Here is a 21,283-nt window from a genome sequence, read left to right as displayed (position 1 = left end):
CATGAGACTACGACGATTGATGGGTGTAGCCGATCAGATCGTAGCTTCTAGATTTAGTTCCATCGATTTAAGCAACAAAGCCATTTCGCGTACTCGTCGGATTAAGTAATCCTTAAAGTTCAGACATCTAATTGGCATCTGCCTGCGAGGTCGGTAATACAAGCTGTATTCAAAGTCGCTGTTGGTATATTCCTTCAATACAGGAATGAGAGTCCCGTTCTTTAGCTCTGATTCAATTAAGCGAACAGGTAAGTAAGCAATACCACCACCATTGACAGACACGGTTTTAATGAACTGGCTATCTTCTACTTCTACGGTTTGGGAAATATTGACGGTGGTCATTTCACCGTCACGTTCAAACACCCATTTGCTACCGCCAACCAATGTCGATGCATAAAGGCAATTGTGACGGCGAAGGTCATCAGGTAATTCGGGTTGACCATATTTATCGATATAGCCCGGAGAGCAACAGGCCATCAGTGGGTATTTCAGTAGTGACCGTTTGACGAGCAGGCTGTCTTTTTCCTGAAACCCTTGATAAACCGCACTGGCACGAATCGCAAAGTCGATCTCATCGAGGTGGTCAGCTTCATGGGCGGTTTCGATCACGCGAAAAGTGACATGGGGGTGTTCTTGTAGATACTCACCAACGATCTGTCCGAGAAAGTCTCGTGCAAATAAAGGGGTTGAGGCTATTCTGATGATGCCTCTGTCGTCGTTACCAAGGTTTTGAATCTCTGTGAAAATATCATCAATTTCACTGTTCACTCGATTAAAACGCTCGTAGAGTCTGAGCCCTGCTTGCGTAGGTACCACTTTGCGTGTTGAACGCTTTAAAAGGCTGATCCCCATACTTTCTTCCAGCTCAATGATCCAGCGACTGCCGGCTGAGGCAGAAATACCATATTGTTTCGCTGCCAAGCTAAACGAGCCTGTACGAACGACATGTAGAAAGTACACAATTTTGTCTAGCATGCTGAGATACCTTGATTGTTGCATATATCGTGCAATAGGTTTTATACACCACAGTGTACGCTTGCAGAACGTCGACCAAACAAATCGTCAATCCATATCAAATATTCTTTCAAAACAGTGATCATTCACACCGTGTTTAACGGTATTCCAATAAATGAGCAATGTTTGATTGTCCTAAATTTGCAATAGTGTTTCCTTTTGAAAGTGGTCTACAAACTGCTTCTTGATTCCTAGAATGAAAGTATCACGAAGAATAATTCTAACTATGCCAAGACATAGCTTTACTTCATTACTCCGAATAAGGTGAAACCCATGCTTTCAAACAAAATCTGTATTGTTACTGGCGGTGCTCAGGGGATTGGTCGCTGTATCGTTGAGACGTTTGCGCGCCAAAATGCCGCAATGGTTTATGCCTGCGACATGAATGCCGACGCGGCGGAATCATTACAATCAACGTATGCCAATGTTCGTATTAAACAGCTAAACGTATGTGATCGTGAGGCAATCCGAATGCTGGTTGAGGATATCCGTGCAGAGCATGGAACCATTGATGTGCTCGTTAACAATGCGGGTATCACGCGAGATAACCTGTTAGACCGTATGAGCGAGGATGACTGGGACTTGGTGATCAACGTGAATTTGAAAGGTGTGTTCAATATGACGCAGGCTGTTGCACCTGCCATGATTGAAAACGGCGCGGGGTCTATTATTACCATGTCTTCCGTTGTAGGGACTGACGGCAACATTGGCCAGAGCAATTATGGTGCGACGAAGGGCGGTGTGATTGCGATGACAAAGGGCTGGGCGAAAGAGTTCTCCCGCAAAGGCGCACAGGTGCGTGCAAATTGCGTTGCCCCAGGCTTCATCGAAACGCCGATGACGGTTGATTTCCCTGAAAAAGTGCTTGAGCACATGAAATCAAAAACACCGCTTGGTCGTATGGGTAAGCCTCAAGATATCGCGGATGGCGTACTTTTCTTAGCCAGTGATAGAGCGAGTTTTATTACGGGTCAAACACTGAAGATTGACGGTGGTTTGGTCATTTAATCGAGGGATCGAAATGAGCAAAGTATATATTGTTGGTGCTAAGCGCACCGCTGTCGGTAGTTTTGGTGGCACGTTGTCACTTGTACCCGCTTTTGAATTGGGTGGGCACGCGATTCGTGCCGCACTTGGCCAAGCCAAAGTTTCCCCAGCGTTGATCGACGAAGTGGTGGTCGGCAATGTGTTGGGGGCAGGGCAAGGCATGGGACCGGGCAGACAAGCGGCAAAATTTGCCGACGTGCCTGACTCTGTTCCGGCTTTCACACTGAATATGATCTGTGGCAGTGGAATGAAAACGGTCATGGAAGCGGCGACCAAGATTAAAGCTGGTGATGCAGACATTGTTGTTGCCGCGGGAATGGAAAACATGTCGAGCACGCCTTTTTTGGTCAGTGCCAACAATCGCTTCGGTAGCAAAATGGGGAATCAGCAGCTTGTTGATACCATGATTCACGATGGGCTGACTGATGCATTTAATCAGTATCACATGGGTATTACCGCGGAAAATGTGGCCGAGAAATACGGGATTTCAAGAAAGGAGCAAGATGCGTTTGCGCTTCGCAGTCAGCAGCGCGCCGTTGACGCTATCAGCAAGCATAGATTCGCTGATGAAATAGTCCCCGTCGACGTTCACCAACGCAAAACCAGAGTGGCGTTTGGAACAGATGAATACCCGCGTCATGACGCGTCTTTAGAGACGTTATCTGCTCTCCGACCTGCCTTTAAACGAGAAGGTAGTGTAACGGCGGGGAATGCATCAGGCATCAATGATGGGGGGTAGCTTTTGTTGTGGCTTCAGAGAAAGCGGTAGCAGAGCACAATTTAAAACCTATCGCTGAGATTATCAGTTATGGCCAGGGTGGTTTAGACCCTGCCTACATGGGGCTCGGTCCTGTTCCTGCAATCCAACAAGCGCTTTCCAGAGCTAATATGACGTTAGCGGATATGGAGTTGCTTGAGCTGAACGAAGCGTTCGCTGCCCAAGCTTTGGGAGTAATGCGTGGACTCAGCGATAAATACGATTTGCCCATGTCATGGTTTGACGACAAAACTAACGTTAATGGCGGTGCCATTGCATTAGGGCACCCTTTGGGGGCATCGGGTGGGCGAATTCTTACCACCCTTATCTATGAAATGGAAAAGCGTTCTGTTTCGTATGGTTTGGCATCACTATGTATTGGTGGCGGTATGGGAACGGCCATTGTGATCAAAAAACTCTGAGTGCTATGGTATTTCGGAACCTAAACAACCCCCGCACATTACGGGGGGTGTTTTTTACGGTTGTATTCGCGATTAATGCGGGTCTTTCATCAAGCTAAGTAAGTACTCAGCGGTATTTCTGCACGAATTAGCGGCCATCAATACTTGCTTCTCGCTAGCCGGGAGAGGAAGGAGTTCGAGCCAACGCTGGCAAAGCCACGTTAAGTTGTCAAAGTGGGGGCGAGCGTGTAACGAGCTGAGTTCTGGATATCGCTCAAACATAATTTGCAGGCGCTCAGCCAAGGGGGCCGAGTCTGTGTTGACTTCTTGCTTTGGCCAAGAAGGCAATGTTTGGCACGTTGCCACGATAATATTTTCGTCATTATCGATAACGCTATCGATGATAAAGCTCTCATGGCCACTTACGGTGATCGTCAATGAGCCATCATCAAAACTTAGGCTGAAGTCCTCAATCGAAACGCGGGTGCCAATACCAGCACCGATTGGACTTGTTTCATCCATACACACGCCGATGTCTAAGCCATTCCTCATGGCGTATTTTACTGTCGTCAATTGTGTCCCCGGTGCCACTCTTAGTGGTAGTCGTCCCGAGGGGAGAATATGACGATTGTTGAAAAGAATCGGCAATGTCATAGTCATAGTGAGCTCCCAGTTGTCGTAAAGAGCAGTAACCTGAAATCAAAGGCGATATTTGAATAGTTTGCCTTTCGAGCTGCTGCCTTATTGTTGTCCTGATAAATTAGGGACAGCTTTAGATACCCTACTGTGCAATCACTACTGCAAATACGATGCCTAATTTTCATGACGGATTTGCAGGCTTTTTTACGCTTTCATTGCAATTTGCAATTTGAATTTGCAAAAACGCCTCATTTCGAGAATCCGTCAAATACGACAATCGCTACTTTTACTGAGCATAGAGCGATTTGCATGCTCTTGCCGATAAAAATGCACATTGTTTCGAATCAGGTTTGTCATCGACGTAGTGATATCTGTCGAATTGTGCTCGAATGTTGGTCTTGAGATCTGTTTGTGTTTTGAGATAGTGGCGAAAAAGTTGCGTCGATGTCTATTTAGTCGCAAAATTACTGACAATTCCTTGTTTGTTGCACGTGAATTTTGCTAAATTCACATTAGTGCTCGTTGTCCTACAAGCTTTGCAAATCACGAGTATTAGTAACTCCGAAGCCTATTTTGCTAAGTTCGAAAGAATAGGGGAAATAGGCCGTGACATACCGTCACCAGGGCGCTCATAGAAATGTGGTCGTCTCCCGTATTTGGAAAGGTGTTTCGTAGCAATGCAATTTGAAGATTCCTACCATCGCAAGTTTTATTACTTGCGCTTGTCTATTACAGATGTTTGTAACTTCCGATGTACATACTGCTTACCGGATGGTTACAAGCCGACCCATAAAAACTCCGGTTTCCTCTCGGTCGATGAACTGCGCCGTGTGGTTTCGGCGTTTGCGCATTGTGGTACGTCCAAAGTTCGTATTACTGGCGGTGAGCCGTCGCTACGCAAAGATTTTACTGACATTCTCTCTATGATTGCAGAGCAGGACGGCATTGAAAAAATCGCCATGACAACCAATGGCTACCGTCTTGAAAAAAATGCGAAGCAATGGAGAGAGGCGGGTTTGACCAACATTAATGTCAGCGTCGATAGCTTAGACCCTCGCATGTTTCATCAAATCACGGGTGAGAATAAATTCGACCTTGTGATGCGCGGAATTAATGCTGCTTTTGATGCGGGGTTTGAGCAGGTTAAAGTCAACGCGGTACTGTTAAAGGACCTTAATAGTGGCGAACTACCTGCATTTCTGAATTGGATAAAAGACAAGCCGATTCAACTTCGTTTTATCGAGTTGATGCAGACGGGGGAAATGGATTCCTTGTTTGAGCGCCATCATGTCTCTGGTGTGTCTATCCGAAACCACCTTATAGCAAATGGCTGGCTGGTGAAGGTCCGAGGCAAAAGCGATGGACCTGCTGAGGTGTTTTGTCACCCAGAGTATCAGGGTGAGATTGGTCTCATCATGCCTTACAAAAAAGATTTCTGTGACTCGTGTAATCGTCTTCGTGTCTCTGCGCTGGGTAAACTGCACATGTGTTTATTCGGTGACTATGGCGTGGAGTTACGCGATTTATTGCAAGATGATGCTCAGGAAAAGGCGCTGGTGGCGCGAATTCAAGGGCAGCTTGCAGATAAGAAACAAAGTCATTTCTTAGATCAAGGTCATACCGGCATGACGCCGCATCTGGCCTCCATTGGCGGTTAACGCCGATTACCAAACAAAATTCATTGAGGTTTACTTTTATGGGTCACGCTGTCACTGAGTTTGCGCCAGCAAAAATTGCCGTTTTGACTGTTTCTGATACGCGCACTGAAGACAATGATACATCAGGCAAATTTTTGGTTGATGCGCTGACGGAAGCGGGTCATACACTGGCTGACAAGCAAATCGTCATTGATGACGTTTACAAAATCCGCGCTGTTGTTTCACAGTGGATTGCGGATGAAAATGTACAAGCTGTGATGATCACTGGCGGTACGGGTTTCACATCTCGCGATAGCACGCCAGAAGCATTGAAACCTCTGTTTGACAAAGAAGTGGAAGGTTTTGGCGAATTGTTCCGTGCAATTTCTTTCCAAGAGATTGGTACGTCGACCATTCAGTCACGTGCAGTTGCGGGCTTTGCTAACCACACTGTCATTTTTGCTATGCCGGGTTCAACTGGTGCGTGTCGCACAGGTTGGACTGGTATCATCAAGCAGCAGTTAGATGCAAGCCACCGTCCATGTAATTTCATGCCACATCTAGGTAACTAATTGATGAGTGGTTTTACACACATCAACGCTTCGGGTGAAGCGAACATGGTCGACGTTTCTGGCAAAGCTGAAACGGTACGTGAAGCAAGAGCTGAGGCATACATTGATATGGCGCCGGAAACCCTTGAGCTGATCGTTTCAGGCAAGCATCACAAAGGTGATGTATTTGCGACTGCGCGGATTGCAGGTATTCAGGCGGCAAAACGTACTTGGGATCTGATCCCATTATGCCACCCTTTGATGCTGTCTAAAGTTGAAGTGTCCTTGGAAGCGCTACCGGAAACATCACAGGTTCGTATTGAGTCACTGTGTAAGCTGACGGGTAAAACAGGTGTTGAAATGGAAGCATTAACGGCAGCGTCTGTTGCTGCACTTACCATTTACGATATGTGTAAAGCCGTGCAAAAAGACATGGTCATTGGTCAGGTTCGTTTGCTAGAAAAAACAGGCGGAAAGTCCGGTCACTTTAAGGTGGAATAATGATTCAGGTTCTCTTTTTTGCGCAAGTTAAAGAGTTAGTAGGCACGGGTTCACTAACGTTAGACGGTGACTTTGCAACTGCTGAAGACATCCGCGCACATTTGGTTACCAATGGCGATAAGTGGGCGTTGGCTTTGGAATCCGGCAAGCTTTTGGTTGCGATAAACCAAACTATTTCAGAGTTATCTGCGTCTGTTAAAGCGGGCGATGAGGTTGCGTTCTTCCCGCCAGTCACAGGAGGTTGATGATGATCTCAGTCCAACACGAAGATTTCTCGGTCGCAGAGGAATACGCAAAATTGAATGATTTTGCAGGTGATGGGGCGATCGTGACCTTTGTGGGTAAAGTACGAGACATGAACCTTGGTGACAATGTCACCGGTTTGACCTTAGAACATTACCCAGGCATGACGGAAAGATCGCTGACAGATATCTGTGAACAGGCTAAATCACGGTGGCCGCTGACCTATATCCGCGTTATTCATCGCGTGGGTGTATTGGGTATCGGTGATCAAATTGTGTTTGTTGGCGTATCGAGTGCTCACCGTAACGCGGCATTTGAGGCTTGCGAGTTTGTGATGGATTATCTGAAAACACGTGCACCTTTCTGGAAAAAGGAAAGACTTGTTGATGATGAGCGTTGGGTTGAAGCTCGCGAGAGTGATCAAGACGCCGCCAAACGCTGGTAACGCCTTACAGATAAAAGAAAAGGGATGCGAATTCGCATCCCTTTTTGTATTCCAGCTGAGTGAGTTAGCTTAATAGCTTACTGACATGTTGCTGTGCCAAGTTCCTTCCATACACCCCATTGACCTGTGGTGCCGGGTTCTTCATTGGTTGTCCACCATTTAGCAGAGTACTCTATACCATTGTGTGTTACGACATCGCCAGAGTTATAGATTTCACCCGCTAACCATGCGTTTGGACACGTCACAACAGGCGCATCTTTCTCAATCAATACGCTAACAGACGCACTGCTCTGAAGCTGACCATCAGACACTGTCACAGTGAAGGTAAGGTTAGTATCAACATTGTAGCTACCGGCCTCGAATGTCAGGCTGGCGCCGCTGATGTTAGCGGTAACACCTGCGGGCACATCCCACGTGTACGTCAGCGTATCGTTGTCCGCATCACTTGAAGCACTTGCATCAACCAGTACGACAGTCCCAGCGGCTGCAGATGCTGGCGCAGAAATTTGCGCAACAGGTGCAGTATTGCCGGTGTTTGGTGCTTTAGCCGTGACCACAACGGAGTCTTGAGCTGTTGCGCCTTTGTTGTCAGTGACCGTCAAGGTAAATACGTACTGTGTATCTACTGACATCGCCGGAATGGCTGCCGATGCTGTTGCAGAATTTGTGCCAGTTAGAGCCACACTAGGGCCGCTGGCTTGTGTCCAAGCATAACTGACAATCTGGCCATCTGAGTCTGTGGAGTTGCTGCCGTCCAAGGCTACAGCGGTTGCTGTGTTAACGGTAACGTCCGCTCCTGCGTTAGCACGCGGCGCTTTATTTCCAGGTGGTGGTGGGTCGTCAGCCAATGACTCTTGCATTGCGTTTAGGATATCACCGTTATCGGCATCGATTTCCCAAGCGAACAAGCCTGCAAAGTTGTTTTGACGAACATAGGCACCTTTCGCCATCACTGAACGTTTATTGTCGTAGGTTACAAGATCACCATTTGCTGGATCCCATGCCCAAGGTGCTTCTGCTTGTGCGTCATATCCGGTTACGACCCTAGCGTTGTTTTCGTACTTAGTAACAATGTCTTTATAGTCGATGACGCCGTCTTCCCATGAGCCAGCAACCATACCGTTACCGACACCTGTCATTGGGTTTGTAGGATCGGACATGCTCGCTTCGGTTACGCCGGTCCATCCGCGACCGTACATTGCTGCACCAATCACGAGTTTTTCAGGCGGAACGCCTTTAGCGAGAAGTAGGTTTACACCGTTAGTTGTGGTGTAGGCAGGTCCCTTGCGCGGCTCGCCATTTTCATCTAGTCCCGTTCCTGCGCATTGATCAGCTGACAAATGTGTGCCGCAATTCAATGCAGCCTGATGGCCGACTTCGTTGCTCCAGCCACCGTAATAGTCATACGACATCGCGAAGATGTAGTCCATGTAAGGGACAGCATCAACGTAGTTTACGTCTTCAATTTTGTCGTATCCGACGCCAACTGCTGAAGTCAGTTCGTAGGTGCGTCCTGTTTCGGCAGATAGCGAATCAAGCATTGCGCGGAGGTCTTGCATTAATAGGGCGTATGTGTCGCCATCGGTCGCCGGGTTTCCTAAGTTAGGATTCGAGCCTTGACCGCCGGGGTATTCCCAGTCGATATCTACACCATCATAGAATTTCCAGGTTTGAAGGAATGTCTTCACTGATGCGACAAACGTGTCTCGTTTTACTTTGTCGCCAAACTCATAGAAAGGGTCAGACAGTGTCCAGCCGCCTATGGATGGCAAGATTTTCAGATCAGGATAGCGTTGTTTGAGTGCCATGATCTGACCATACGTTCCTTTATATGAAGACGAATGGGTCTGACCTGATTGAGCGTGTGGCATTTGAACCGCAGCCCAAGGATCGTGAATGACAACTTCGTAATCTTGTGTGCCAACACAGGCGCGATTAAGAGCTGCAAGAGGGCCATCTGCCAGTGATGGGTTGTTGCCACAAATGGGGATGAAGCCGTAGATGATGTGGGTTAGGTTTTGGGCCGGGATTTTATCAACAGGGAATTCGCGCCCATAAACACCCCACTCAACAAAATAGGCACCAACCACAGTGTTGGCTGGTGTGGTGTAGTTACCATTGTTTGGGTCCACATTCATAGGAAGTGGGTCGAGGTGGCTACCATCAGTGTCGGCAACAACAATGGGCGTAGGTGCACTTGGTGTACATGCTTGTGATGTGCCAGTTCCGCTACACAGCTCCACGACCATATCGTATTGGCCACCTTTAGTGACCTGTAGAATGGTCGATTCCTTTTGACTCGCAGAGGGTGTTAAGGCAGCTTCATGCACCGTTACTCCATTGAGCAATACTCGCCAAGAGTCTGCTGGTTCACCAGACCAGCGATCCCATGCCACCGGCACTTCTGCATAAGGTTTTACTGTAACGAGATCTTTGTACGCAGTGGCTGCGTCGTTCACTTCGATGATGGAGAAATTTGTTTCCATCCATGAGATGACGGGCGCCCCAGGTGCTGCGAGCGCAGGGAATGAACCCCCTACGGACACAGCGGCAGCGATGAGCCCTCTGAGAAAAGCTTTGTTGTTCATCTTAATATCCTTCAAAAATTTAAATCGCGAATTATCTATTCATCGTGTGAATGTGAGTTGATCTGTGCCAGCTCTGTCTAGATAGTTGTAGTAAATTGGAAAATAAGCAAAATATTGTGCTTTGGAATTTGAAGTGGGAGAAGGATAAAATTAACAACATCGTTACATTGCGGTTGTTTTTTGAACAATACTTCACAAAATTGAAAGTTATTATGCTAAATAAATTATGTATGTGATCTGAAACATTTTTGGGTTGTTAAGTGCTTATTGATGGAAAAAAAGTGGCCTCTCGTTACCGAAAGGCCACTTAGTTTTATGGACTGTGTTTCAACGTTAACCTTTTGCTTTTTCTTCGTTTGCCTGGTGATGTTTCTTCCCGGCATTGGGAATAAAGCCGTGTCGGACTCGTGAGCACAGAGGTCTGGATACTGAACCTGCAGGTCTCATTTTCTATGATCGTCTCATTATTGATTTTGTAAATTTGGGATTTTTGCGCCTTTGTCCTCTGCGGCCTATCACTGCTTACTGCTTTGTTACATCGGCACAAGAGATATACTGCGCAAAAAACCAACTAATCTCAATTGAAAATGAATCAATAATGTGAATGTGAATAAGATAATCTAAATAGGATTTTTTTTATAACAATAGGTTATTAAAAATCATGATGTTTTGTGGTTCGGCGGTGTTGCAGGGATATGTGTGCACGTTCTCATTGTGTCAAATGTGGGGCATATTCAAAGAATGGCTTTGCTAGACTGAATTGACTAACACAATTCGCTACTCACTCAACACAACGCTTTTATACTGGCAACACAGGGGGAGTGATATTGGTTAGTACCGCTTAGAGGAGCCACAAGCGAGCATTCTGTGCCTTCAAATTACCGACTATCAGGAGGATGAAGATGGGACATAGACGCATTAGTAATAAAAAGATGAAGCAAATGTTGCAAGAAGTTCTGCCAGACGATATCCAAAATGGGAAAGATGACTCTTTGGTTGAAGGAAAAGAGAGCAAGCCATCAAAACAATCTGGATTGCCATTAGACGATCAGCAAAAATAAACATTAACGGTCTTGTCGGCTAGAGTTTTCTCTGGCCGCTCTCGCTTAATACCTTTCTTTATGTTCTGCATTAATAGTCATTGAGCCAGAAATATATTCGATGGTTCGCATCGTATTAATGACATTCTTCTTTTTACTGACCAATAAAAACAGACTGTGAATATAATCTTTATTTTCTGAGTTTTAGCTCCATGTGCGACTGTAAACGATATACCATTTGTCTACCGTTATCTGAGATGAATCCCAAAACAAGCGCTCGACTGTTAAAAGAAATGTTATGCATAAAAACGCAACAAACCAAATGTTAACTACTGGTTAATTAAGCAAATCTAATATGTTTTGCGATCGTTCTGTATTTTAACAGCTCATCATGCTCACTTATTAAACTATATTGATATATTCTGCGATAATTAGCTTTCATATTGTCATCCAGTAGTTCAAGAATCCATACAAATATTCCTATCCGGTTATATGTTCCAGATTATGGTAATTAGTTGGGTATTTGTGACTTTTTATTTCGTTTTTGTGGCAAATTGCTTTGATGATTGGTAATGTTCCAAATAATTCTCCGTCGTGAAACAAAATTTCAGAAGAGATGACTGCTTAGGAAAGCATCATTGTTTCATCTTCGGGGGGTGCCATGGATGCATTTAAGAGATAATTTGGAGTATCTGCATGTATATCAGGCACTGTTGATGGGTGCTGGTATGGCCCTCGCCACGGCTTCAATGACGGCTACTGCAGCAGAAGTGCCTGCTGGTGTAAAACTGGCTCCAGTACAAGAGCTGGTTCGTGGTAACGGCACCGAAGTTGCCACTCTTGACCCTCATAAAGTTGAAGGTGTACCTGAGTCTCACGTTCTTCGTGACCTGATGGAAGGCCTCGTTATTCAAGATGCTCTTGGTAATACGATTCCGGGTATTGCGGAGTCTTGGTCAACCGACGACAATCAAACTTTTACATTCAAAATACGCAAATATGCGAAATGGTCAAATGGCGATCCTGTCACGGCCCAAGATTTTGAATACAGCTTTAAACGTGCCGTTGATCCTGCGACAGCCTCACCTTACGCCTGGTATATCGAAAAGACCCAGATGAAGGGTGCAAAAGATATAATCTCTGCGAAAAAGTCCGTTGATGAATTGGGTGTAAAAGCCATTGATGATCATACGCTGGTTGTTGAGACTGAAGTACCGCTGCCATATTTTGTTAAAATGATGGCCCATACCACCATGTACCCAGTTCATAAAGCGACAGTTGAAAAGCATGGTGATTCATGGACGAAGCCGGGCAACTTTATCAGTAATGGTGCATTCAAGCTGACTGATTGGGTCGTCAATGAGAAAATCGTGCTTGAGCGTAACGAAAACTACTGGGATAACAAAGACACTGTTATCGACAAAGTGACTTTCCTGCCAATCGAAAATCAGAATGCGGAAATGAATCGCTTTTTGTCTGGTGAAATCGACATTACTTATGAAGTGCCAAACGAGCAGTTCCGTCGTCTGAAAAAGCAGTATCCAGAAAACGTAGTAGTTTCGCCAAACCTGTGTACTTACTACTACGGCTTCAATACGCAAAAAGCACCGTTTGATGATGCACGCATACGAAAAGCACTGTCTTACTCCATTGATCGTGACATCGTGTCAAATGCTATCTGGGGACAAGGTCAGACACCTGCGTATGCGTTGACTCACAGCGGAATTACCGGTTTCTCTCCTGCTGCACCAGAGTATGCTGGTCTGACACAGAAACAACGTGTAGAAGAAGCGAAAGAGCTATTGTCTGAGGCTGGTTTTGGCCCGGGTAATCCACTTGATTTCACCTTGCTTTATAACACCAGCGAAAACCATAAAAAGACAGCGGTTGCTATCCAATCCATGTGGAAAAAATCATTGGGTGGGTATGTGAACGTTACGCTTGAAAACCAAGAGTGGAAAACCTACTTGGATAATAGCAAGCAAGGTAACTTCGATGTTCGCCGCGCTGGCTGGTGTGCGGACTACAACGAAGCGTCTTCTTTCTTGGCAATTGCCATGACCAACAACGGCAACAACGACCAAAAATACTCCAGTGCAATTTTCGACAAAGCTATGCATGATGCAGCCAAAGTTGCGAAAACTGACGAAGAGCGAAATGGTTTCTACGCTATTGCTGAAGCGCAATTAGCCCAAGACATGCCTATTGCCCCTATCTTCCAATACGTCCAGCCTCGATTGGTTGGTACGGATGTAGGTGGCTACCCTGATAAAAACCCGCAAGATAATATCTACTCAAAAGACTTGTACCTCACAGCACAATAATTAGAGGGATATTCCATGCGCTTGTGAAATTGTCACAAGCGCATGTTTCAGGAACATATACTCAATCCCTTTAAAAATCTGGGTTAAGAGTGATTTTAAGTTGTTCAAATCACGAAAAGCATCGGAAGAATGGCATGCCATTTCGATGATGGTTGGTGCCGAATTGAACGTTTGAAATCCTCCCGTTGGGCGCGTTTGTCCGGCATTGCGGTATGTCGTATTCGCCCGCCAGGCCTTCAATCCCACACGTTGAAATAAACCCAAAAAATATGCACGGAAGCCTTATTTTTGGCACCGTTTGAGTATAAGTAGGATGCTTTTATGTTTAGATTGATTTTTACTCGTACACTGGAAGCAATACCAACCTTGTTGGTATTGATTACGATTTCATTTTTCTTGATGCGTTTTGCACCGGGAAACCCATTTTCTTCTGAAAAACCTTTACCCCCAGAGGTAATGCAAAACATCAATGCCAAGTACGGACTGGATAAACCTCTACACGAACAATACACGACTTACTTAGGCAATGTTCTTCAAGGCGATTTTGGCCCTTCGTTTAAGTATAAGGATTATACGGTTAACGAACTGGTTGGTGCCGCGTTGCCTGTTTCTGCAAAAGTAGGCTTTTATGCCTTTATCTTGACCGTGGTTCTCGGCGTGACGATTGGTACGGTGGCCGCGCTGCGGCAAAACAGTTGGCTGGACTATTTAGTGATGTCGACATCTATGTTTGGCGTTGTACTGCCCTCATTCGTGCTTGCCCCCGTTTTGATATACATCTTCTCTATTGGTCTTGGCTGGTTACCTGCAGGTGGTTGGAATGGCGGCGCCATTGAATACATGATTTTGCCAATATTGGCAATGTCATTCCTTTATATAGCGACGTTTGCGCGTATTACACGCGGAAGCATGATTGAAACGTTGAACAGTAATTTCATTCGAACAGCAAAGGCAAAAGGCCTAAGCATGCATTACATCGTGGTTAAGCATGCTTTGCGCCCAGCGATGCTGCCTGTGGTTTCTTATATGGGGCCGGCATTCGTGGGTATTATTACGGGCTCAGTCGTTATCGAAACCATTTTTGGATTACCGGGTATTGGCAAATTGTTCGTCAATGCTGCTTTCAACCGCGATTATTCGCTGGTTATGGGGATCACCATTCTCATTGGAGCGCTGTTTATTATTTTCAACGCGATCGTCGATATTTTATTGGCGTGGTTGGATCCGAAGATTCGTTATTGAGGTTTAAATTATGCTGTTGAAAAGAGAAGAAAATAACGAAGCTCTCGACAATTTCTCCAACCAGTTAGAAGTTGAGGGCAGAAGCCTTTGGCAAGATGCGCGTATTCGTTTTATGCGTAACAAAGCAGCGATGACCAGCTTGCTGATTTTGGTCGGTATTACGGCTTGGGTCATCATTGGTCCAATGTTCGCGACGTATGTATTTGATGATACCGATTGGTATGCGATGCATGCAGCACCATCATTTGGTGAAGAAGGGCATGTGTTTGGTACCGATGCGTTGGGACGAGATTTGTACGTACGTACCCTGATAGGTGGACAAATTTCATTGATGGTAGGCTTGATGGGCGCATTTGTGGCGGTACTTATTGGTACGGTCTACGGTGCAACTTCTGGCTATATCGGCGGAAAAACTGACCGTGTCATGATGCGTATTTTGGAAATTCTTAACGCCATCCCGTTTATGTTTCTTGTTATCGTCTTGGTGACATTCTTTGGTAGAAACATTGCGCTGATTTTTGTAGCGATTGGTGCCATCGCCTGGCTGGATATGGCGCGAATTGTTCGCGGGCAAACATTGAGTTTGCGTAACAAAGAGTTTATTGAAGCGGCACACGTAAGTGGCGTGAGTACAAAAAATATTATTCTTCGTCATATTGTGCCAAATGTATTGGGTATTGTGGCGGTTTATTCGACCCTTCTAATACCCAGTATGATTTTGATCGAATCGTTCCTTAGCTTCTTGGGACTTGGCGTTCAAGAGCCGATGACAAGTTGGGGAGCTTTACTTCAAGAAGGCTCTCAGACGATGGAACTAGCGATTTGGCAGTTGGCTTTTCCAACCTTGTTTATGGTGACCACATTGCTGTGTTTTAACTATGTGGGTGACGGGTTGCGTGATGCGCTGGATCCGAAGGATCGATAAGGAGGAAGTATGGGCCTATTAGATGTTAAAGATCTGCGTGTAGAGTTTAAAACTCAGGATGGGTTAGTAACTGCAGTGAATGATTTGAACTTTTCCCTCAATAGTGGTGAAACACTGGGTATTGTGGGTGAGTCAGGTTCAGGTAAAAGTCAGACCGTATTTTCTATCATGGGTCTGTTAGCGAAAAACGGCATTGTGTCTGGAAGTGCCAAGTTTGAAGGTCGCGAAATCCTCAATCTGCCGGAAAAAGAACTCAATAAAATCCGTGCGGAACAGATTGCGATGATTTTCCAAGACCCAATGACCTCACTCAACCCTTTCATGAAAGTCTGTGACCAGTTGATGGAAGTGCTGATGCTACACAAAGGCATGGGAAAGGCTGAAGCGTTTGAAGAGTCCGTGCGTATGCTGGAAGCAGTGAAAATCCCAGAAGCGCGTAAACGTATCACCATGTATCCGCATGAATTCTCGGGTGGTATGCGTCAGCGAGTCATGATTGCAATGGCATTGTTGTGTAGACCGAAGCTGTTGATTGCAGATGAACCAACAACAGCACTGGACGTTACCGTTCAGGCTCAAATTATGGAGTTGTTGAATGAGCTGAAATCGGAATTCAACACTGCAATTATTATGATCACGCACGACTTGGGTGTGGTGGCGGGGTCTTGTGACAAAGTACTGGTAATGTACGCGGGTTGTACCATGGAGTACGGCAAGGTCGATGAGATTTTCTATACGCCGAGCCATCCTTACACCGAAGGTTTGCTGAAAGCCATTCCGCGCTTGGATACGGAAGGTGAAGTATTGCCAACGATCCCGGGGAACCCGCCTAACCTATTGAAACTACCTCCGGGCTGTCCATATCAAGATCGTTGCCACAGAGTGAGTGACAAATGTAAGCGTGAATCTCCGATTCTGGTGCCCTATGAAGATGGACGTTTGCGCGCATGTTTTTCTAATGTGGAGGCTTGGTAATGAGTGCTGTAGAAAAGAAGCTTCTGCTGGATATTAAAGATTTAAAAGTTCACTTTAACATCGCGTCAACGTCGATGTGGCCATGGGCTAAGCCTGGTGTGCTGAAAGCGGTTGATGGTGTAAACATCAAGCTCTATGAAGGCGAAACGTTGGGAGTGGTGGGTGAGTCTGGTTGTGGTAAATCGACATTTGCCCGCGCTTTGATTGGTTTAGTTGAGGCGACAGAAGGCCGTGTTGTTTGGCTGGGTGATGATCTTACGGCGCTCGATGCCAAATCCATGCGTGAAAAACGTAAAGAAATCCAAATGATTTTTCAGGACCCTTTGGCGTCGCTAAATCCGCGAATGACGGTGGGAGACATCATTGCCGAACCTCTGAAGACTTTCTATCCGGAATTGTCGAAGGAAGAAGTTAAAAAAGAAGTACAGGCCATGATGACGCGTGTTGGCCTGCTGCCAAACGTGATAAACCGCTATCCACATGAGTTTTCTGGCGGTCAATGTCAGCGTATTGGTATTGCGCGTGCGCTGATCCTAAAACCGAAACTGGTGATCTGTGATGAACCGGTATCTGCTCTTGATGTGTCAATTCAGGCGCAAGTAGTGAACCTGCTGAAAGAGTTGCAAAAAGAAATGGGCCTGAGTCTGATATTTATTGCTCATGACCTTTCTGTTGTAAAACACATCTCAGATCGTGTACTGGTGATGTATTTGGGTACGGCGGTAGAGTTGGCTGAAGGGAAAGCGCTCTTCGACAATCCCATACACCCGTATACCAAGGCGCTGATGTCAGCGGTTCCTATCCCCGATCCAAGGTTAGAACGCAGTAAAACGATTCAGCTGCTTGAAGGGGAACTGCCGTCGCCAATGAATCCGCCATCTGGATGTGTATTCAGGACCCGCTGTCCACAAGCGACAGTGAATTGTTCCGAAGAAAAACCGCGTTTAAAAGGGACGGATCACCATGCCGTTTCGTGTATCCAAGTACACGTTTAAACGAGTAAAGGCAGGGGATCCCCTGCCTTTCCTTCATTTACACGTTATCCAAATATAGATGTGTATAAAAATCCCGCCGCCATTGCCATACCAAGAATGACGATGAGAAATGCTGCAATCATCTGGTTTTTAAACAAGGATTTCAGCAAAATCACTTCCGTCAAACTCGCGCCAGCACTACCAATGATCAGTGCCATTACCGATCCCATCGCCATCCCTTTTTTAACTAAAGCGGCACTCAAAGGAATCACTGCTTCAGCGCGAATGTATAACGGAATACCAATGATTGCTGCTACAGGAATCGCATACCATGTTGCCTCGCCAGCGTATTTTGCGATCAAGTCGGTTGGGATAAAACCATAGATGAATGAACCCACAGAGATACCCAGCAACAAGTAAGGCAGCACTTGTTTAAAGTCTTTCCATGTTGAGCGCCATACACGTACCCACCGGCTTTCTTCTTTCACTGCCATGCTTGCTTGACCGTTCGCGTTCACATCCACTTCTGCAGTTGCGCAGCAAGACACAGGTTCAGGTTTCGCCTCACAGCATGAGGTGACTGGTGCTGGTTTCTCTTCGCTGCAAGATGTCTTTTCCACTTTCTCCACTTTTTCACCACATGACGTGCTGCAACCGGAAGGTGACGCTGTGGTTTCGTAAGCTTCTTTACGTACATATCTCTCAAAGCCTAATTTCTCAAGTGCATAGCCACTGATAACCGAGACTGACATTGCAACGGCGAAGTAGAACACTGCCACATCTACACCAAAGGTCACTACGAATAAACCGATGATGACAGGGTTAAGCAATGGACTGGCGAACAAGAACACCATCATTGGGCCAAAGCCAGCCCGGGCGCGCAGCAGTCCCTTCAAGAAAGGGATTGTTGAGCATGAGCAAAACGGCGTGATAGAGCCAAGCAGTGCTGCAACGAAATAGCCTTTTCCGTTTCTTGAACTCAGGATTGATTGAATTTTTTCGGGCGTAATGTACTCCTGCAAAATGCCTACAAGGTAGCTGATAGCAAGAAACAAGATAGTTAGCTCGACAGCGAGGAAGGCAAACATGTTCGCTGCCTCTTTTAACATGGTGATGAACTCTGGTGACATCATAAACCTCTAGAAAATTATATTTCTATTTTTATCGAAATATAAAGACGAAGTAGGATGGCGTCAATACCATATTTCCGGAATTCCAGAAATAATAAGAAAAAGGCAGTTTATCTCATTGATAAAAAAGCCTTCTTTGAAGAAGGCTTTTTATTGAAAATTTTATGTCCGTGGCACAAAAATGTGGGTCTTGGCAACCGCTATGCTTGTGGGTACCACAAACCTTGGTTGCAAAGATCGAGTAGCAGAGCCAAAACCGCAGGATTACTGGCCAAAGGACCCAACTCATCGATAGAGAAATCTTCAAAATCACACAGTACTTTGCCGAATATCTCGCAGCCTTCTGGCAGTTCGATGGTCTCACCATTAATGAAAACAACGCCTGGGTTATTTTCGTGGTAAAGGGCTTTCATGCCCGACACTTTTTCAAGAAACAGACCGTCTTCAAGGAATTGTTGAAGCTCGTCTGATTGCCAAGGTGGATCGGCGGCCATGATGTCTAGCTCATGGCGAGAGGTACTGAGTTGCTCTCCCATCCAACGCGCTTTTGCTTCATCGTCATTGATGAGTTTCATCAGCATATCATTCAGCGCATTGTATTCGGCTTTCGGGATCATGCCGTGCTCATCACGAGTCTGGAGTTCAGGATTGTGATAGTGAATATCACCTTTATCGTTAGAGATAACGTAGTCTGCGTAGCCATTCAGAAGCTCTTGCTTCTTCGGCGAGCGGTAGCCAATCGAATAGCTTAGCGACACATCAATGGTGTTACCTTCATGTGGGAAACCCGGTGGAATATACAGGATGTCACCTGGTTCAAGAATTTCGTCAATGATAGGGTCGAAACCTTCGATTTGACGCAAGCCTGTATGGTGATTGGCATCTTTGTATTCACCTTTATCGCCGACGCGCCAGCGACGTTTACCCATCCCCTGACAGATAAATACATCGTATTGGTCGATGTGGGGACCTACACCACCTTCGGGCATTGATAGACAGATCATGACGTCATCGAATAGCCAGTTTGGCAGACCTCGGAAAGGTTCTACGAACGCTCTGAGTCCTGGGTGCCAATGGTTTGCGGCTTGCACGATGAGCTGTGAGTGTGTGTCTGGGAAGCTCTCAAAGCTTTCAAACGGACCGTGCTGAACCTGCCATTCTCCATCTTGGTTGGCAACGAAGCGAGAATCGATCTCTTCTTCCATCGCCAAACCTGCCACTTCATCAGGACTGATTGGGTCTTCGAAGTCGACGAAGCCGCTTTTGATGACAACAGGTTCTTTATGCCAGAAACGGGTGAGGAACTCGTTCAGGTCGAAATTTAACTGATACATAGAGGTAACGCGGTTACTTGAAAGTGGGGGAGAGTATAACCGTAAACCACCGTAATATGCAGTTTTCAGCGAGAATTGGCAGTTTTTAAGGCAATAAAAAACCCGGCGAACCGGGCTTTTATTTTTAATCAGAAACGCTTAAAGCATATCAGTAAGCTTGATGGCATCACCGATGTAGTTTGCTGGTGTCATTTCTTTCAGACGGGCTTTCTCGTGCTCTGGCAGTTCAAGGCCGTCGATAAATGCGCGCATGCCTTCACCATCTACACGTTTACCACGCGTCAGTTCTTTCAGCTTCTCGTAAGGCTTTTCAATGCCGTAACGACGCATAACCGTTTGTACTGGCTCAGCCAGTACTTCCCAGTTTTTGTCCAATTCAGCTTCCAGTGCAGCTTGGTTAACTTCCAGCTTGCTGATGCCTTTCAGGGTAGATGTGTATGCGATGATTGCATAGCCTACGCCCACACCTAGGTTACGCAAAACGGTAGAGTCCGTCAGGTCACGCTGCCAGCGAGAGATTGGCAGTTTCTGAGCAAGGTGAGAAAACATTGCATTTGCCAAGCCCAGATTTCCTTCCGAGTTTTCGAAGTCAATTGGGTTAACTTTGTGTGGCATGGTTGAAGAACCAATTTCGCCAGCAATGGTTTTTTGCTTGAAGTGACCCAGTGCAATGTAGCCCCAAACGTCACGATCAAAATCGATCAGAATGGTGTTGAAACGCGCGATAGCATCGAACAATTCTGCGATGTAATCGTGTGGTTCGATTTGCGTGGTGTACGGGTTCCACGTAACGCCCAAAGATTCAGTAATGAACGCTTCGCTGAACTGATGCCAGTCAACGTCTGGATACGCAGAAATGTGCGCGTTATAGTTACCTACAGCACCGTTGATTTTCGCTAGAATCTCAACGTTTTCGATTTGTTTGTATTGGCGCTCCATACGGTACGCCACGTTTGCCATCTCTTTACCCATGGTAGAAGGAGACGCAGGCTGACCGTGAGTCCGAGACAGTAACGGTACTTCGCGGTATTCCACTGACAGTGCTTTAATTGCATCAATAACGTTGCGAATTTCTGGCAGGATAACAGTGTCACGCGCTTCTTTTAGCATCAAAGCATGCGACGTGTTGTTGATGTCTTCAGAGGTACATGCGAAGTGAATGAACTCGTTAACCGCGTTCAGTTCTGCATTGTCAGCCACTTTTTCTTTCAGGAAATACTCAACCGCTTTTACGTCGTGGTTGGTTGTACGCTCGATGTCTTTGATACGCATTGCGTCTGCTTCGCTGAACTCTGCAGCGATTTTGTCGAGCTGTGCATTTGCTTCTGCGCTGAATGCCGGTACTTCCTTGATAGCATCTGTTGCAGCCAGTTTCTGCAGCCAACGGATTTCGACGATAGTGCGGTACTTCAGTAGACCAAACTCACTGAAGATAGAACGCAACGCAATCGTTTTCGTCCCGTAACGGCCATCAACCGGTGAAACAGCTGTCAGTGCTGACAGTTCCATGGGCTCT

At 46.1% G+C, this 21,283-nt stretch carries 18 protein-coding genes, 1 pseudogene and 1 riboswitch; of the genes and pseudogenes, 13 read left to right on the top strand and 6 right to left on the bottom strand.

The genetic code is table 11. From position 1 onward, the window contains the following. Positions 1-33: 33 nt before the first annotated feature. Entirely contained in the window at positions 34-975 is a 942-nt protein-coding gene (locus B5D35_RS04180; RefSeq protein ID WP_078751338.1) for a LysR family transcriptional regulator, read from the bottom strand. A gap of 312 nt (positions 976-1,287) precedes the next feature. Here B5D35_RS04180 and B5D35_RS04175 point away from each other — a divergent pair, with 312 nt between their 5' ends. Together B5D35_RS04175 and B5D35_RS04170 are read left to right on the top strand one after the other, a co-directional pair. Next, entirely contained in the window at positions 1,288-2,022 is a 735-nt protein-coding gene (locus tag B5D35_RS04175) for a beta-ketoacyl-ACP reductase (RefSeq protein WP_078751337.1), read from the top strand. 13 nt (positions 2,023-2,035) lie between these two features. Continuing rightward, positions 2,036-3,240, top strand: a pseudogene (locus B5D35_RS04170) (acetyl-CoA C-acetyltransferase). Between the two features lie 72 nt (positions 3,241-3,312). On the opposite strand, the gene B5D35_RS04165 reads toward B5D35_RS04170, so the two are convergent. Continuing rightward, positions 3,313-3,879 (bottom strand): LON peptidase substrate-binding domain-containing protein, encoded by a 567-nt coding sequence (locus B5D35_RS04165; protein ID WP_078751336.1) that lies wholly within the window; start codon positions 3,877-3,879, stop codon positions 3,313-3,315. 526 nt (positions 3,880-4,405) lie between these two features. Beyond that, a riboswitch (molybdenum cofactor riboswitch) is annotated at positions 4,406-4,541 on the top strand. Between B5D35_RS04165 and moaA the strand changes: the two genes are divergently transcribed. From moaA to moaE, 5 genes are all read left to right on the top strand, one after another. Next, positions 4,536-5,516, top strand: a complete 981-nt coding sequence (moaA, locus tag B5D35_RS04160) for a GTP 3',8-cyclase MoaA (protein WP_078751335.1) — start codon at positions 4,536-4,538, stop codon at positions 5,514-5,516. Its footprint overlaps the riboswitch before it by 6 nt. 38 nt (positions 5,517-5,554) lie before the next feature. Beyond that, positions 5,555-6,067 (top strand): molybdenum cofactor biosynthesis protein B, encoded by a 513-nt coding sequence (moaB, locus tag B5D35_RS04155; protein WP_078751334.1) that lies wholly within the window; start codon positions 5,555-5,557, stop codon positions 6,065-6,067. A gap of 3 nt (positions 6,068-6,070) precedes the next feature. After that, positions 6,071-6,547: a cyclic pyranopterin monophosphate synthase MoaC gene (moaC, locus tag B5D35_RS04150; RefSeq protein ID WP_078751333.1), complete on the top strand. Its 477-nt coding sequence runs from the start codon at positions 6,071-6,073 to the stop codon at positions 6,545-6,547. Next, complete coding sequence (gene moaD / locus B5D35_RS04145; protein WP_078751332.1) at positions 6,547-6,792, top strand: molybdopterin synthase sulfur carrier subunit; 246 nt, start codon at positions 6,547-6,549, stop codon at positions 6,790-6,792. Before moaC ends, moaD begins: the two co-directional genes overlap by 1 nt. Positions 6,793-6,794: 2 nt before the next feature. Beyond that, positions 6,795-7,235 carry a molybdopterin synthase catalytic subunit MoaE gene (moaE, locus tag B5D35_RS04140; RefSeq protein WP_078751331.1) on the top strand — a complete coding sequence of 147 codons (441 nt, stop codon included), beginning with the start codon at positions 6,795-6,797 and terminating at the stop codon, positions 7,233-7,235. A 77-nt stretch (positions 7,236-7,312) separates the two neighbouring features. On the opposite strand, the gene B5D35_RS04135 is transcribed toward moaE, so the two are convergent. After that, on the bottom strand, positions 7,313-9,823 hold the full coding sequence (locus B5D35_RS04135; protein WP_078751330.1) for a glycosyl hydrolase family 18 protein: 2,511 nt from the start codon (positions 9,821-9,823) through the stop codon (positions 7,313-7,315). Between the two features lie 902 nt (positions 9,824-10,725). Here B5D35_RS04135 and B5D35_RS24265 point away from each other — a divergent pair. The 6 genes from B5D35_RS24265 (at position 10,726) to oppF (ending at position 17,324) form a co-directional block, all read left to right on the top strand. Then, positions 10,726-10,884, top strand: coding sequence for a hypothetical protein (locus tag B5D35_RS24265; protein WP_170915121.1), 159 nt, complete (start codon positions 10,726-10,728; stop codon positions 10,882-10,884). A 644-nt stretch (positions 10,885-11,528) separates the two neighbouring features. Further along, positions 11,529-13,187, top strand: a complete 1,659-nt coding sequence (locus tag B5D35_RS04130; RefSeq protein WP_078751329.1) for an ABC transporter substrate-binding protein — start codon at positions 11,529-11,531, stop codon at positions 13,185-13,187. A 321-nt stretch (positions 13,188-13,508) separates the two neighbouring features. Further along, on the top strand, positions 13,509-14,429 hold the full coding sequence (gene oppB, locus B5D35_RS04120) for an oligopeptide ABC transporter permease OppB (protein ID WP_078751327.1): 921 nt from the start codon (positions 13,509-13,511) through the stop codon (positions 14,427-14,429). A 13-nt stretch (positions 14,430-14,442) separates the two neighbouring features. Continuing rightward, positions 14,443-15,354: an oligopeptide ABC transporter permease OppC gene (gene oppC / locus B5D35_RS04115; protein WP_170915122.1), complete on the top strand. Its 912-nt coding sequence runs from the start codon at positions 14,443-14,445 to the stop codon at positions 15,352-15,354. Positions 15,355-15,363: 9 nt separating this feature from the next. Then, positions 15,364-16,329: an ABC transporter ATP-binding protein gene (gene oppD, locus B5D35_RS04110; protein WP_078751325.1), complete on the top strand. Its 966-nt coding sequence runs from the start codon at positions 15,364-15,366 to the stop codon at positions 16,327-16,329. Then, positions 16,329-17,324, top strand: a complete 996-nt coding sequence (gene oppF, locus B5D35_RS04105; protein WP_078751324.1) for a murein tripeptide/oligopeptide ABC transporter ATP binding protein OppF — start codon at positions 16,329-16,331, stop codon at positions 17,322-17,324. The genes oppD and oppF overlap by 1 nt, the downstream gene beginning before the upstream one ends. Positions 17,325-17,368: 44 nt before the next feature. Here oppF and B5D35_RS04100 read toward each other — a convergent pair whose 3' ends face one another. From B5D35_RS04100 to purB, 3 genes are all read right to left on the bottom strand, one after another. After that, on the bottom strand, positions 17,369-18,433 hold the full coding sequence (locus tag B5D35_RS04100; protein ID WP_078751323.1) for a permease: 1,065 nt from the start codon (positions 18,431-18,433) through the stop codon (positions 17,369-17,371). Between the two features lie 200 nt (positions 18,434-18,633). Beyond that, positions 18,634-19,767, bottom strand: coding sequence for a ribosomal protein uL16 3-hydroxylase (locus B5D35_RS04095; RefSeq protein ID WP_078751322.1), 1,134 nt, complete (start codon positions 19,765-19,767; stop codon positions 18,634-18,636). A 138-nt stretch (positions 19,768-19,905) separates the two neighbouring features. Then, on the bottom strand, positions 19,906-21,276 hold the full coding sequence (purB, locus tag B5D35_RS04090) for an adenylosuccinate lyase (protein ID WP_078751321.1): 1,371 nt from the start codon (positions 21,274-21,276) through the stop codon (positions 19,906-19,908). Positions 21,277-21,283: the final 7 nt, after the last annotated feature.

Origin of the sequence: Enterovibrio nigricans DSM 22720, from assembly GCF_900167155.1 — a bacterium.
GTDB lineage: Bacteria > Pseudomonadota > Gammaproteobacteria > Enterobacterales > Vibrionaceae > Enterovibrio > Enterovibrio nigricans.
The sequence above is the reverse complement of the archived record's forward strand: the minus strand, read 5'-3'. Positions and strand labels throughout refer to the sequence as shown.

Bases quoted from the DNA above. Each gene is read 5' to 3' on its own strand.
- oppF (WP_078751324.1), top strand. From the start codon at position 16,329: ATGAGTGCTGTAGAAAAGAAGCTTCTGCTGGATATTAAAGATTTAAAA.
- B5D35_RS04175 (WP_078751337.1), top strand. From the start codon at position 1,288: ATGCTTTCAAACAAAATCTGTATTGTTACTGGCGGTGCTCAGGGGATT.
- moaA (WP_078751335.1), top strand. From the start codon at position 4,536: ATGCAATTTGAAGATTCCTACCATCGCAAGTTTTATTACTTGCGCTTG.
- B5D35_RS04180 (WP_078751338.1), bottom strand. From the start codon at position 975: ATGCTAGACAAAATTGTGTACTTTCTACATGTCGTTCGTACAGGCTCG.
- B5D35_RS04130 (WP_078751329.1), top strand. From the start codon at position 11,529: ATGCATTTAAGAGATAATTTGGAGTATCTGCATGTATATCAGGCACTG.
- moaD (WP_078751332.1), top strand. From the start codon at position 6,547: ATGATTCAGGTTCTCTTTTTTGCGCAAGTTAAAGAGTTAGTAGGCACG.
- B5D35_RS04135 (WP_078751330.1), bottom strand. From the start codon at position 9,823: ATGAACAACAAAGCTTTTCTCAGAGGGCTCATCGCTGCCGCTGTGTCC.
- purB (WP_078751321.1), bottom strand. From the start codon at position 21,276: ATGGAACTGTCAGCACTGACAGCTGTTTCACCGGTTGATGGCCGTTAC.
- oppB (WP_078751327.1), top strand. From the start codon at position 13,509: ATGTTTAGATTGATTTTTACTCGTACACTGGAAGCAATACCAACCTTG.
- B5D35_RS04095 (WP_078751322.1), bottom strand. From the start codon at position 19,767: ATGTATCAGTTAAATTTCGACCTGAACGAGTTCCTCACCCGTTTCTGG.
- B5D35_RS04100 (WP_078751323.1), bottom strand. From the start codon at position 18,433: ATGTCACCAGAGTTCATCACCATGTTAAAAGAGGCAGCGAACATGTTT.
- B5D35_RS24265 (WP_170915121.1), top strand. From the start codon at position 10,726: ATGGGACATAGACGCATTAGTAATAAAAAGATGAAGCAAATGTTGCAA.
- B5D35_RS04165 (WP_078751336.1), bottom strand. From the start codon at position 3,879: ATGACTATGACATTGCCGATTCTTTTCAACAATCGTCATATTCTCCCC.
- moaB (WP_078751334.1), top strand. From the start codon at position 5,555: ATGGGTCACGCTGTCACTGAGTTTGCGCCAGCAAAAATTGCCGTTTTG.
- moaC (WP_078751333.1), top strand. From the start codon at position 6,071: ATGAGTGGTTTTACACACATCAACGCTTCGGGTGAAGCGAACATGGTC.
- oppD (WP_078751325.1), top strand. From the start codon at position 15,364: ATGGGCCTATTAGATGTTAAAGATCTGCGTGTAGAGTTTAAAACTCAG.
- moaE (WP_078751331.1), top strand. From the start codon at position 6,795: ATGATCTCAGTCCAACACGAAGATTTCTCGGTCGCAGAGGAATACGCA.